This is a genomic window from Mangrovibrevibacter kandeliae (assembly GCF_024519155.1).
Taxonomy (GTDB): domain Bacteria; phylum Pseudomonadota; class Alphaproteobacteria; order Rhizobiales; family Rhizobiaceae; genus Mangrovibrevibacter; species Mangrovibrevibacter kandeliae.
Genome location: NZ_JANIFJ010000009.1, coordinates 1 through 12,074, shown reverse-complemented (window position 1 = coordinate 12,074; position 12,074 = coordinate 1). Strand labels below are relative to the sequence as shown.

Here is a 12,074-nt window from a genome sequence, read left to right as displayed (position 1 = left end):
CAACCCCAGAAAAGGAAACCCGAGATGTCCTTCAAGCAGCATCTGAAGGTGTTGATCGTGGATGACCAGCGTACGAGCCGCATGCTGATCCGCGACGCGCTGCAGCAGATCGGTGTCGAGAACGTGGTGTTCGCCGTTGACGGCGAGGAGGCGCTGAAGTCGATGATGACGACGCCGTGCCACATCATCATCTCGGACTTCAACATGCCGAAGCTGGACGGGCTGCAGCTCCTGAAGGCGATCCGCAGCTATCCGCCGACGAAGAAGACGCCGTTCATCATCCTGACGGGCAAGGGCGACAAGGAGCTGGTCCAGAAGGCGGCGGCGCTCGGGGTCAACAACTTCCTCGTCAAGCCGGTCAACGTGCCGGTGCTGCAGAAGACCATCGAGGCCGTCGTCGGGAAGCTCGGCTGACGGCCGCGCGCCGGCCCGACGCGTGCGCGCCATGGGGCACCTGGTGCGGCGCACAAGGGGCAGGGCCAAGATAATCGCTTTCTTGGCCTTCACCACCATTGAGGAAAACCGTTATTGCGGGTAAAAGGAGACTTCTGTAGGCCTTCCAACTGAGACATGCATGGGTAAGTACAAAGACTTTCGCGAGCCACGCCGCCGTGGATTTGACGATGACGACCGGTCGGCTCCGCGTGACCGTGACCGTTCCTCCGAGCCGAGCTACTTCCAGCAGCGGCCGGCGGCCCCGATGGCTCCGGCCAGTGGCGGCGGCAACACGCTACCCATCGACGTCAAGGTGATGTGGTTCAACCCCGACAAGGGGTTCGGCTTCGTGCAGGCCGATGACGGATCGCAGGCCTTCCTTCACATCCGCGCGCTCGAGGCGGCCGGCAAGGCGACGGTGGGCGAGGGCGCCAAGATGTCGGTGCGGATCATCCAGGCGCAAAAGGGCCTGCAGGTGACCGAGATCCTCGACATCGACGAGACCGAAGCCGCGCCGACGCGGCCGGCCCGTGCCCCGATGGGCGCCGGCCCCCGCCAGGGTGGCGGCGGCGCAAGCGCAGCCGGCGGCCCGGAGGTCGAGGGCGAAGGCGCGGTGAAGTGGTACAACCCGGACAAGGGCTTCGGCTTCATCGGGCTCGACAGCGGCGAGAAGGACGTGTTCGTCCATGCCACGGCGCTGAACCGCTCGGGACTGACGTCTCTCGCCGAAGGCCAGCGTGTGTCGGTGCGCTACTTCGAGGGCGCCAAGGGCCGCGAAGCCCGCAGCCTGCGTCCGCTCTGAGAGCATAGCCCAGTGCCGTGAGTGGAGCCGGCTCGGCCGGCTCCGTGCGGCTCAGTCCGCCGAAGGCCCGGTCGCCGGGTCGGCCGAGATCGCAGGCTGGTCGTCCGAGAGGGCGGGCAGCCTTTTCTCGATGTCCGCCCGCCGGCCCTCCAGCGCGGCCGGCAGCTTCAGCGTCCGGCCGAGCGCGGCGGCTTCCTCGTCGACCGTGAAGCCCGGCGCGTCGGTGGCGATCTCGAACAGGATGTGACCGGGCTCGCGGAAATAGACCGACCGGAAGTAGCTGCGGTCCTTCTGCTCGGTCGTGACGATCCCGTGGTCGGTCTTCAGCCGCTGCACCATCTCCGCCTGAGCCGCGTCGTCGGCGGCGCGGAAGGCGAGGTGGTGCACCGTGCCGGCGCCCGGGCGCACCTTCAGGAAGTCGCCGGCGCCGCGCAGGTCGACGACGCTTCCCGGCCCGACACCCTCCACTCGATGGCGCGTGAGGCTTCCGTCCCTGTCTTCGGCACGGAACCCGAAGACGTTGGTCAGGATGGCGGCCGTGGGTGCCGCGTCGGCGACGAGCAGCGTGACGCCATGCAGGCCTTGTATCGCCTGGTCGGCCGCGATCGGGCGCCCCGTCCACGCGCCCTCGTCGCCGCGCCCGCCCGCCTCGGCGCTGGCGACCAGCGCCAGCCGCAGCCCGTCCGGATCATGGAAGGGCAGGACGGTGTCGCCGAAGCGCTTTTCGACGGGTTCGCAAACGACCCCGGTCTCGAGGAAGCGGTGCAGCCAGAAGCCGAGGGCGCCCGCGGCGACCCGAAAGGCCGTTTCATGCACCGCGCCGACGCCGGAGCGACCGGCATTCACGTGCTCCAGGGGGAAGTGCGTCAGAAGGCTGCCGGGGCTGCCTTCGGCGTCTCCGTAGTAGAAGTGATAGGCGCCGGGATCGTCGTAGTTGACCGTCTTCTTCACCAGCCGCAGCCCGAGCACGCGGGTGTAGAAGTCGAGATTGCGCCGCGCCTGGCCCGCGATCGCCGTCACGTGATGGATACCGCTGCCCTGCATGTCGCCGCTCCCGACCGCGCCGTGGATCTGCGGCGCCCTGCGCAAGAGATAGACGGGTTCGCGGCGATCTGGTCAATTGGGTGGACGCGGCCTGCATCCGGCTGCATCGACGGCGGCCGCCGTCGCACGCGGATGCAGGCCGGTGGCCGCTGAGGGAGACCCGCGATGATCGGCTGCGAGGATTTGCGCGCGCTTCTGGCCAAGGCGTCGCCGGCGCGCTCGGGCGACTTCCTCGCCGAACTCGCCGCGCAGACGCAGGAGGAGCGGGTGCGGGCGCAGCGCCGCCTGGCGGAGGTCACGCTCGACGAGATCCTCGCTGCGCCGATCGTGCCGCCCGAAGACGACGAGGTTTCGCGGCTGATCCTCGACCAGCACGATCGCGAGGCGTTCCGGCCGATCGCCGGCTGGAGCGTCGGCGAGCTGCGCGAATGGCTGCTGTCGGACGCGGCGACCGACGCGGGCATCGCAGCGCTGAAATGGGCGCTCACGCCCGAGATGGTGGCGGCCGTCTCGAAGCTGATGCGCAACCAGGATCTGATCGCGGTGGCGCGCAAGCGGCGGGTCGTCACCGGTTTCCGCACGACGATCGGGCTTGCGGGCCGGCTCTCGGTGCGGATCCAGCCGAACCACCCGACCGACGACCCGAAGGGTGTCGCCGCCTCGATCCTCGACGGGCTCCAGTTCGGCTGCGGCGACGCCGTCATCGGCATCAACCCCGCGACCGACAGCCCGGATGCGATGATTCGCCTGCTCGAGCTCATCGAGACGCTGCGGCTGAAGCTCGGCTGTCCCGTCCAGTCCTGCGTCCTCGCCCATGTCACGACGGCGCTGTCGGCGATCGAGCGCGGCGCACCGGTCGATCTCGTGTTCCAGTCGATCGCCGGGTCGGAGGCGGCGAACCGGTCCTTCGGCATCTCTCTCGCGATGCTGGCGGAGGCCCACCAGGCGGCACTCGGGCTGAACCGCGGCACGGTCGGACGCAACGTGATGTACTTCGAGACCGGACAGGGCTCCGCGCTCTCGGCGGACGCCCATCACGGCGTCGATCAGCAGACGATGGAAGCCCGCGCCTATGCCGTCGCCCGGGCCTTCGACCCGCTGCTCGTCAACACGGTGGTCGGCTTCATCGGCCCCGAATACCTCTATGACGGCAAGGAGATCACCCGCGCCGGGCTGGAGGACCACTTCTGCGGCAAGCTTCTCGGCCTGCCGATGGGCGTCGACGTCTGCTACACCAACCATGCCGAGGCCGACCAGGACGACATGGACAACCTGTTGACGCTGCTCGGCGTCGCCGGGGTCAACTTCGTGATGGGCGTGCCCGGCTCGGACGACATCATGCTGAACTATCAGTCCACCTCCTACCACGACGCGGCCTATGTCCGGGACGTGCTGTCCCTGCGTGCGGCACCGGAGTTCGAAGCCTGGCTCTCCGGGGAGGGGATCTTCGACGCCGCCGGACGCCTTGCCGCTCGGGACGACGCCGGCGCCCTGATCGCCCGTGCCGGCCTTCTGGCGGCGGCCTGAGCCATGGACGAGAAGCCGCCCGCTCCGGTTTCTCCGCTGCGCGCCCTGCGCCGCTTCACCGAGGCACGGATCGGGCTCGGCCGCTTCGGTGCGGGCCAGCCGACGGCGGTCCACCTCGACTTTGCCGAAGCTCATGCCAAGGCGCGCGATGCAGTGCACACCGGCTTCGATCTCGACGGGGTGGCCGGGGCGCTCACGGCAGCCGGACGGCGTAGCATCCGGATCGAAAGCCTGGCGGGCGACCGCGCGACCTATCTGCGGCGGCCCGACCTCGGCCGGCGGCTCAGCGCGGCGTCGCGCGACCGGCTCGCGCAAGAGCGCGCCGAGGGGGGATGCGACCTCGTGCTGATCGTCGCCGACGGCTTGTCGGCGACGGCCGTCAACCGCTGGGCGGTCGGCACCGCGCTCAGCGTCCTCGCGGCTGTCCCGCAGGACTGGCGCGTTGCGCCCGTGGTGCTTGCCGAGCAGGGGCGGGTGGCGCTGTCGGATCCCATCGGTGAGGCGCTCGGCGCCCGCCTGGCGCTGATGCTCGTCGGCGAGCGTCCGGGCCTCTCGGCGGCCGACAGCCTCGGCGCCTATCTCACCTTCGGGCCGCGACCGGGGCGGACCGACGCCGATCGCAACTGCGTCTCGAACATCCGGCCCGGCGGCATCGCGCCGGAGGCCGCCGGCCGCAAGCTCGGCCGGCTCGCCGGACGGGCCGCCAGCCTCGGCTTCGGCGGCACCCGGCTGAAGGATGACGAGACGCTGATCGAGGCAGCACAACCGGCGCCGCTTGTGGCGGGAGACGGCGGCTCGACGTGATGCGAGGAGCCTTGGGCCGGCTCCGTCGACCTCAGTCGCGCACGAGCGCCCCGTGGCGGCCGATCACCCGCGCTGCCAGCCGGTGTCCTGCGGCGGCGGCATCCACCGGAGCGGCCCCCTGCAGTCGCGCGGCGAGATAGGCCGCGTTGAAGGAGTCGCCGGCTCCTGTCGTGTCGACGACGGCCACGGCCCGTTCGGCCGGCACCGCGACGGTGCCTTCACCGGTATCGACGAGCGCGGCTTCAGCGCCGTCCTTGACGACGACCTCCGCGGCGCCGAGCGCCAGGTAGCGCCGGACGGTGGTGGCCGGATCGGGGTCGCCGAAAACGGTCGCCTCGTCCGAGAAGCTCGGCAGGCAGATCGTCGCGGCGCCGGCGCCGCGCTCGATCCAGCTGCGCATCTGTGCCGCGTCCGTCCAGAGGCGCGGCCGGATGTTCGGGTCGAAAGCGACCAGGCGTCCGTCGGCCTTGGCCGCCGCCATCCTGTCAACGATCGTCTGCCGCCCGGCATCGTCGAGAATGGCGAGGGTGATGCCTGAAAGGTAGAGCGCATCGGCCGCAGCCGTGATCCGTCCGAGGTGCGCCGCGTCGTCGGCGAGCCGTCGGGCGGCGCTGGCGCTGCGCCAGTAGGAGAAGCTGCGCTCGCCCCCCTCGAGATGGATCATGTAGAGGCCGGGCGCGAGGCCGGGCAGGCGCCGCACCAGCTCGGTGCCGATCCCTTCGTCCTGCATGAAGGCCAGCATCTCGTCCGACAGCGGATCGTCGCCGACCGCGCTCGCATAGCCGACGGTCCAGGCGGCCGGCAGCGACCGGCGCAGGTGCCAGGCGGTGTTGAAGGTGTCGCCGGCGAAGCCACGCCGGTACAGCCCGCCCTCGGCCGACGACAATTCGACCATGCACTCGCCGACAGCAACCACCGTTCCGCTCGTCATCGACCCCGCCCCGCCCGAGAAACTCCGTCGCCGCAGCCTCTATGCGCTTCGCTCGGGGTTGTCGCGGGGGCGGTCGCAAAAAGTGGCGACGGAGCGTCAAGCATTCTCGGCTTTCCATCCTGGGTGCGAACGGATCACTGTCAGCGGAAACCCTCATCCCGGAGGTCGTCCATGACACCGTCTCTGCGCATCGGCCGCGTCGTCCTCACCGTCCGCGATCTCGAGAAGGTCGCAGCCTTCTATCGCGACGTCGTGGGCCTGCAGAGGTTGGAAGGCGCGCCCGGACGCCAGGCCCTGGGGGCCGGCGGTGCGGTGCTGGTCGAGCTGCGGGAGGATCGATCCGCCGCGCCGGCGCGACCCGATGCGGCCGGCCTCTTCCACACGGCGTTTCTGCTGCCGCGCCGCGCCGACCTCGCCGCCTGGATGCTCCACGCCGTCGAAGGCGGCGTCGCGATCGAGGGCGCGTCGGACCACGCCGTCAGCGAGGCCGTCTACCTTTCGGATCCGGACGGCAACGGCGTCGAGATCTATGCCGATGCGCCGCGCGAGACGTGGCGATGGGAGGGCGGCAGTGTCCACATGACGACGCGGCCGCTCGACGTCCGCGCGCTCGTCGCGACCGCGACCGGTCCGTGGCGCGGGGCGCCGGATGGAACGAGCGTGGGCCACGCGCACCTCAAGGTCGGTGACACGGGCGAGGCCGAACGCTTTTACCGGGAGCGTCTGGGACTGGCGGTGACGCATCGCCGCTCCGGCGCCGTCTTCCTGTCGAGCGACGGCTATCACCATCATCTCGGCGCCAACAGCTGGGCGAGCCGCGGAGCCGGAAAGCGGACGGCTGGAGTGGCGGGGCTGGCCTGCGTCGAGGTCGTCGCATGCGACGCCGCATCCTGGGCGGCGCTGGCGGCGCGAAACAGCTTCGAAGAGGCCGCTGTCGAGGCGCGGATCGAGGATCCCTGGGGCACCGCGATCGTGCTGCGGTCGCACGCCTGACGGCGGAAGTGTCTCATCAGGTGAGGGCTTTGCTGCCGAAGCGCGAGGCCGAGGGCCGGTGCGGCGCGTCGGCGAGGCGGCTCGTCGTGCTGAACGCAATCTTAAGACGGAGAGCGCAATAAGGGGTGGTAACGCGTTGTTTCGGAAGCGGACATGGTCGCTCCACGGCATCTCTCGTTTTGCCTCCGCATGGCGGCCCTGGTGCTTCTCGCACTGCTCGGTGCCTGCGCCCACATGCCGGTGATGAGCGAGCGGGAGTGCATGGCGCGCGCCATGTATTTCGAATCGAACCGTTCGAGCGAAGACGGGATGCTGGCGGTCGGCACCGTGGTGATGAACCGGGTCAACTCGCCGAAATTTCCCAACGACGTCTGCTCCGTCGTCGGCCAGCCCAACCAGTTCGCTCCCGGAGTGATGACCCGCAGCATGGAGGCCGGCAAGGATCTGGCGTTCCGGATGGCGGCCGAGGTGCTGCGGGGCAAGCGGCATCCGGGAGTGCGCAAGGCCGCCTTCTTCCACACCGCCGGCTACAGCTATCCCTACACGAACATGCACTACGTGCTCGTCGCGGGCGGCAACGCGTTCTACGAGAAGCGCAAGGACGCGACGGCCAGCCAGGCCTCGGTGACGCCGGGAACGCGTGAATATGCGGCAGCGCACCGGCCGGCGCGGGAGTCGATCTTCGATGGCTGGTCGGATGCGGCCGTGCCCGTGGCCGTGGTGCCGGCTTCGGTGGCGCCGCAGTCCCGGGTGCTGGCGCGCCCGCCCGAGCCGCAGCTTCAGCCGGTTCTGGTCGCTGCGCCGCAGCCGGTGACGGTCTATCGCAGCGTGACGCCGGCACCGGCGACGCCCAGGGTGGCGCGCCTCGCGCCGCCGTCGGGCGCGCCCGCCGCGCGCCTGGCGCCGCTCAGCATCGAAGAGGTCATCGCCCGCAGCGGCGGGTACTGACCGCCTGGCACCGCGGCCGGCCGCGCGGTCGAACCCTCACCCGTCCGCTCGCTGGCGCTCGCGTCCACCCTCTCCCGCATGCGGGAGAGGAATGGCACCCGCCGGCAGGCGCCGCAGAGTCGGAGCGCTCTGGGAGGAGGGCACTGCGGCGACGCTTGGGTTTTGCCCCTTCCGGGGAGACGGTCGCGGCAGGCGGATGAGGGGCGTCGGCGTGGTCGCCGACGCCGCCCGTGTCAGCCTTCCGATGCGAGGCAGTCCCGCAGGTTGTCGGCAAGCCCCTGGATGAGCGTGGCGTAAAGGTCCGCACCCGGCTCGAGCGCCGTGCCTTCCGGATCGAGGATTCCGGTGCGGGCGGCGGTGCCGTCGACCACCGTGTCGATCAGCCGCGAGTGGAACTGCGGCTCGGCGAAGACGCAGGTGGCGCCGAGCTCCTGCACCTTCGCCCGGATCGCGGCCAGCCGCTGCGCTCCTGGCGTGACGTCCGGCTCGACGGTGATCGATCCGGCCGCGCGAACGCCGAACCGCTCCTCGAAGTAGTGATAGGCGTCGTGGAAGACGATGAAGGAGCGATCCGCCACCGGCGCCAACTCGGCGGCGACGCCGGCGATCAGCTGGTCGAGGCGGATCCGTAGCGCCGCAGCATTGGCGTGATACCGAGCCGCGTTCTCCGGGTCGGCGGCGGCGAGGCGCATCTCGATCGCGTCGACCATCGCCTTCGCGTTCTCCGGGTCGAGGAAGAGGTGGCCGTCCACCGGCCCCTCGTCGTCGTGGTCGCCATCCGCGTCCGGCTCGAAGGTGCCGCCCTTGCGCGGTGCCAGGAGATGGATCCCCGCCGCCCGTTCCAGCGCGACGGCGCCGGCGGTCGGCGCCAAAGTCTCCAGCGGCTTGACGAGGAAATGCTCGAAGTCCGGGCCGATCCAGAAGATGAGGTCCGCTTTCTGCAGCGTCGCCGCATCCGAGGGGCGCAGGCTGTATTCGTGCGGGGAGGCGGAGCCGGTGACGATGAGGCCGGGCTCGGCGATCCCCTGCATCACGGCGGCGACGAGCGAATGCAGCGGCTTGATCGACGCCACGACGTCGGGCGCGGCATGGGCGCTGCTTGCGACGAAGAGGGCGGCCGCACAGGCCGCCGACCGGAGGAAGTTCGACATTCGGATGCTCCAGATGTTTATGTTACAACGTAACGGCCGTTGTGTTACGCTATAACGTCTGGCATAAGCGGCGTGCAAGCCTGCCTTGGAGATTTTTTGGATGGAGCAGTTGATCACGCTGCAGGGCGTCGGCGTCCGGCGCGGCGGTCGGTGGCTGGTGCGCGACGTCGACCTGTCGGTCGCGCCCGGCGAGATCGTGACGCTGGTCGGGCCGAACGGAGCGGGCAAGACCACCACCGCCAAGGCCGCCATCGGCGTGCTGCGCGTTGATGCGGGGCGGGTGCTGCGGCGGCCAGACCTGACCGTCGGCTACGTGCCGCAGAAGCTCGCGATCGACTGGACGCTGCCGCTCACCGTTCGGCGGCTGATGACCCTGAGCGGGCGGCAGCCGGCCTCGGCCATCGCCACGGCCCTCGCCGAGGTCGGACTGTCCGGCCATCTCGAGGCGCAGGTCCAGCACCTGTCGGGCGGCGAGTTCCAGCGGGCGCTGCTCGCCCGCGCACTCGTGCGACGGCCGGACCTCCTCGTCCTCGACGAGCCGGCGCAGGGCGTCGACGTCGCCGGCGAGGCGGAATTCTACGCGCTGATCCGCGCGGCACGCGATCGCACCGGCTGCGGGGTGCTCCTGATTTCCCACGACCTCAACATGGTGATGGCCGCCACCGACACGGTGATCTGCCTCAACGGCCATGTCTGCTGCCGGGGCACGCCGGAGGCCGTGGCCGGCAGCGCGGACTATCTGCGCCTGTTCGGTCCGCGCGCCGCCGAGGGCCTCGCGCTCTACCGCCATCGCCACGACCACGAGCATCTGCCGGACGGTCGGGTGCGGCACGGCGACGGCAGCGTCACCGGCCATTGCCATGCCGGCGACGGGCATCACCATGAGCACGGCGCGGGGCAGGGCGGCCCGGGGGCCCCGCCGGCGCACCCAGAAGCGCGGGCGGGAGCCCGATCCGAAGACGCGCGTCAGGCGGAGGCGACCGATGCTTGACGACTTCTTCGTGCGCGCGCTCCTGGCCGGGATCGGCGTCGCAGCCACCGCCGGACCGCTCGGCTGTCTCGTGGTCTGGCGGCGGATGGCCTATCTCGGGGACACGATGTCCCATTCGGCGCTGCTCGGGATCGCGCTGGCGCTGTTCTTCGACACCGACACGATGTTCGGCGTCTTCTTCGTCGCGACGATGGTCTCGGTGCTGCTCCTGCTTCTGCAGCGGCGCCAGGCGCTTTCGACTGACGCGCTGCTCGGCATCCTGTCGCACGCGACGCTGGCGCTCGGCCTCGTCCTCGTCGGCTTCATGAGCTGGGTGCGCATCGACCTGATGGGCTTCCTGTTCGGCGACATCCTCGCGGTCTCGAAGGCTGATCTCGTCGCGATCTACGGCGGCGGTGCCGTGGTGCTCGCCGGTCTAGCGCTCCTGTGGCGACCGCTCCTCGCTTCGACGGTGAGCCCGGAGATCGCTGCCGCCGAGGGGCTTCGCCCGGAGCGGGCGCGCGTCCTCTTCATGCTGCTGATGGCGCTCGTCATCGCCATTGCCATGAAGATCGTGGGGATCCTCCTGATCACCTCGCTGCTCATCATCCCGGCTGCGGCGGCACGGCGGCTGGCGACGACGCCGGAGCAGATGGCCGTCGCCGCCGCGCTGATCGGGGCCGTCGCGGCGACCGGCGGCCTTTACGGCTCGCTGCACTACGACACGCCGTCGGGTCCCTCCATTGTGGTCGCTGCGCTCGGCCTGTTTCTCCTCAGCCTGCTGCCGCTCCCGGGCCTGCGCCGCGCGGAGGCGATGCGATGAGCGAGGTCAAGCTCACCCGCAACCAGGGCCTCGTCTTCGACGCGCTGCAGGCGGCCGAAGCGCCGCTCAGCGCCTACACCATCCTCGACCGCTTGCGCGGGGAGGGCTTCCGGGCGCCGCTGCAGGTCTATCGGGCGCTCGAGAAGCTTCTCGCCCTCGGCCTCGTGCATCGGCTGGAGAGCATCAACGCCTTCGTGGCCTGCTCTCACCCGCACCACGACCACGGCGAGAGCCTCGTGGCCTTCGCGATCTGTCAGACCTGCGGCGACGTGCGTGAATTCGCCGCGCCCGCGGCCGCTGCAGGCCTGCGGGATTGGGCCGCCGGTGCCGGGTTCAAGCCGGCGAAGACGACCATCGAGCTCAGCGGGCTCTGCCGGGCCTGCAGCGCGGCGGGCGCCTGACGCCGAGCCGCAGCCGGGCGCTCCGACCGTCTTGCCCCGCACGCGGCCCCCGCGGCGGGAGGCGAACGCACGTGCGCGTGCCTCGGCGCGGCGTTCACACGCGGAAGTCGCTAAAATGCGAGCAGTCGCGCTCTTAAGTAGAGTGATGGCTTGCTATGTAGATCTTACTTCCTCGGCGTCAAAAAAAGCTGCGATCACTGAGATCATGAGCGCACTGAATAAGAAGTGTTTAGAACTTCGGCCCTAAGGTCAGGGTGTGCCGGTCGGGATCGCAGCGCGATCGCGAGCGCCATCGTGTTCTCCCTCCTGTGCAGAGTAAGGGCCGCCAACATGAAATTCATGGATCTGCGGATCTCCAAGAAGATCGGCATTGCCTTCACGGCGCTCGTCGCGTTGTCCGGTGCCATGGGCGGCACGGTGTACTACTACAAGAAGAGCACGGAGGCCTACGAGGACATCAGCCGCAGGCACGCTGCGATGGCGACGGCCTCGATCGAGGCCCGTTTTGCGCTGGCCCGGCAGGAGAATTCGCTGCGCGGCTTCTTCATCACGCATGACGAGTACTTCTCGAGCCGCGTGAAGGGCAAGCATTACGATGCCATGCTGAAGAGCATGGACGAGATCGCCGCGACTTCGCAGAACGATCCGGCGATCGTCGCGCAGATGAAGGATCTGCGCACTGCCGTCGACGCATGGCAGAGCAACATCGCCGATCCGGTGATCCGCTACGCGTCGAGCGACGTGACGGTGCCGCAGGCGCTGGAAATCCTGACCTCGGGCGCCGCCGACAAGTTCATCGAGCCGGCCGAGAACATCCTCGACGGTCTTCTCGACAACGAGAAGAAGGCGGTGCAGGAGGCCTGGGACGCGCAGGAAAGCGCCAACCACATGGCCGACAGCATCCTCGTCATCGGCCTGTCGCTGATCCTTGCCATGGCCATCGGCTTCGGCTTCCTCCTCAGCCGCGGCATCGCTCGGCCGATCAACGGGCTCGCGGCCTCGATGCGGCGTCTCGCCGGCGGCGACAAGGCCGTCGCCATCGCCGGTGCCGACCGCAGGGACGAGATCGGCGCGATGGCCGGGGCGGTCGAGACCTTCAAGCAGGCGGCGATCGAGCGCGACCGCCTGGAGGCCGAAGCCAAGGCGGCGCGCGAGGCGCAGACGGCCGAGCGGGAGCGCCAGATGGCGGCCGAGCATGCCAAGGCGGAGGAGCTGTCGGCCTTCGTGCACGACATCGAGACGGGC

13 protein-coding genes are annotated in these 12,074 nt (G+C 69.9%); 10 read left to right on the top strand and 3 right to left on the bottom strand.

Going from position 1 to position 12,074, the window contains the following annotated elements:
• Positions 1–24: 24 nt before the first annotated feature.
• Positions 25–414 carry a response regulator gene (locus NPA30_RS17995; RefSeq protein WP_256804177.1) on the top strand — a complete coding sequence of 130 codons (390 nt, stop codon included), beginning with the start codon at positions 25–27 and terminating at the stop codon, positions 412–414.
• Positions 415–574: 160 nt separating this feature from the next.
• Positions 575–1,237, top strand: coding sequence for a cold-shock protein (locus NPA30_RS19575; RefSeq protein ID WP_306228997.1), 663 nt, complete (start codon positions 575–577; stop codon positions 1,235–1,237).
• 51 nt (positions 1,238–1,288) lie between these two features.
• On the opposite strand, the gene NPA30_RS17980 is transcribed toward NPA30_RS19575, so the two are convergent.
• Positions 1,289–2,281 (bottom strand): ring-cleaving dioxygenase, encoded by a 993-nt coding sequence (locus NPA30_RS17980; protein WP_256804175.1) that lies wholly within the window; start codon positions 2,279–2,281, stop codon positions 1,289–1,291.
• Between the two features lie 165 nt (positions 2,282–2,446).
• On the opposite strand from NPA30_RS17980, the gene NPA30_RS17975 reads away from it, so the two are divergent.
• A complete protein-coding gene (locus tag NPA30_RS17975; protein ID WP_256804173.1) occupies positions 2,447–3,808 on the top strand; it encodes an ethanolamine ammonia-lyase subunit EutB in 1,362 nt (453 codons plus the stop codon).
• A gap of 3 nt (positions 3,809–3,811) precedes the next feature.
• A complete protein-coding gene (gene eutC / locus NPA30_RS17970; protein WP_256804170.1) occupies positions 3,812–4,612 on the top strand; it encodes an ethanolamine ammonia-lyase subunit EutC in 801 nt (266 codons plus the stop codon).
• 31 nt (positions 4,613–4,643) lie between these two features.
• Here eutC and NPA30_RS17965 read toward each other — a convergent pair whose 3' ends face one another.
• Positions 4,644–5,543 (bottom strand): sugar kinase, encoded by a 900-nt coding sequence (locus NPA30_RS17965; RefSeq protein WP_256804168.1) that lies wholly within the window; start codon positions 5,541–5,543, stop codon positions 4,644–4,646.
• 171 nt (positions 5,544–5,714) lie between these two features.
• Here NPA30_RS17965 and NPA30_RS17960 point away from each other — a divergent pair, with 171 nt between their 5' ends.
• Complete coding sequence (locus NPA30_RS17960) at positions 5,715–6,536, top strand: VOC family protein (protein WP_256804166.1); 822 nt, start codon at positions 5,715–5,717, stop codon at positions 6,534–6,536.
• A 201-nt stretch (positions 6,537–6,737) separates the two neighbouring features.
• Positions 6,738–7,484, top strand: coding sequence for a cell wall hydrolase (locus NPA30_RS17955; protein WP_372338856.1), 747 nt, complete (start codon positions 6,738–6,740; stop codon positions 7,482–7,484).
• Between the two features lie 233 nt (positions 7,485–7,717).
• Here NPA30_RS17955 and NPA30_RS17950 read toward each other — a convergent pair whose 3' ends face one another.
• Positions 7,718–8,635, bottom strand: coding sequence for a zinc ABC transporter substrate-binding protein (locus NPA30_RS17950; RefSeq protein ID WP_256804165.1), 918 nt, complete (start codon positions 8,633–8,635; stop codon positions 7,718–7,720).
• A gap of 100 nt (positions 8,636–8,735) precedes the next feature.
• On the opposite strand from NPA30_RS17950, the gene NPA30_RS17945 reads away from it, so the two are divergent.
• The 4 genes from NPA30_RS17945 to NPA30_RS17930 all read left to right on the top strand — a co-directional run.
• Positions 8,736–9,626, top strand: a complete 891-nt coding sequence (locus tag NPA30_RS17945) for an ATP-binding cassette domain-containing protein (protein ID WP_306228996.1) — start codon at positions 8,736–8,738, stop codon at positions 9,624–9,626.
• Positions 9,619–10,428 (top strand): metal ABC transporter permease, encoded by an 810-nt coding sequence (locus NPA30_RS17940; protein WP_256804164.1) that lies wholly within the window; start codon positions 9,619–9,621, stop codon positions 10,426–10,428. The genes NPA30_RS17945 and NPA30_RS17940 overlap by 8 nt, the downstream gene beginning before the upstream one ends.
• Positions 10,425–10,829 carry a Fur family transcriptional regulator gene (locus NPA30_RS17935; protein ID WP_256804163.1) on the top strand — a complete coding sequence of 135 codons (405 nt, stop codon included), beginning with the start codon at positions 10,425–10,427 and terminating at the stop codon, positions 10,827–10,829. The genes NPA30_RS17940 and NPA30_RS17935 overlap by 4 nt, the downstream gene beginning before the upstream one ends.
• Positions 10,830–11,159: 330 nt before the next feature.
• Positions 11,160–12,074, top strand: a 915-nt coding sequence (locus NPA30_RS17930; RefSeq protein WP_256804162.1) for a CHASE3 domain-containing protein, incomplete at its 3' end; no start/stop codon positions are given.